This is a genomic window from Streptomyces sp. SP17BM10 (assembly GCF_036322405.1).
In the GTDB taxonomy this organism is placed as follows: Bacteria; Actinomycetota; Actinomycetes; order Streptomycetales; family Streptomycetaceae; genus Kitasatospora.
The window spans coordinates 1-370 of record NZ_JAQYXB010000151.1; the positions used below are offsets into that span (position 1 = coordinate 1).

Annotated in this window: 1 protein-coding gene; it reads left to right on the top strand. The window is 74.1% G+C overall.

Annotation, left to right across the window (positions count from 1 at the left end):
- Positions 1-299 precede the first annotated feature (299 nt).
- Positions 300-370, top strand: a 71-nt coding sequence (locus tag PUR71_RS40855) for a hypothetical protein (protein ID WP_443077306.1), incomplete at its 3' end; no start/stop codon positions are given.

Consider the following 370-nt stretch of genomic DNA (forward strand, 5'->3'; position numbering starts at 1 on the left):
AGGCCAGCGCCCAGCAGGCCGCGCAGTACGCCCAGCAGGCCCAGGCCTCCGCCGCCTCCGCCAACGCGGCGGCCCGCAACAGAACCAACAAGTGGACACCGCGGTGTGTGGAACAGAACGACGCCCCCAACCAACAACAAGCCCGCCGCGCGGCCAATCCGGAGCACGCGCCCCCCGCTCGCCCGCCCCCCGTACAGGCCCCCTCAACGGACCCCGCCACGGACGCCCACCCCCTCGCCCCCCTCTCCCAGCTAAGGGCCTCCGGCGGAACGGCCGTCCAGGCAGCCGCCGGCTAGGCCCTGGACGGCACCATCGACGACGTCCGCGCGTTCCTGGCCGTCGGCCAGTTCAAGGCCCGCGACGACGACAA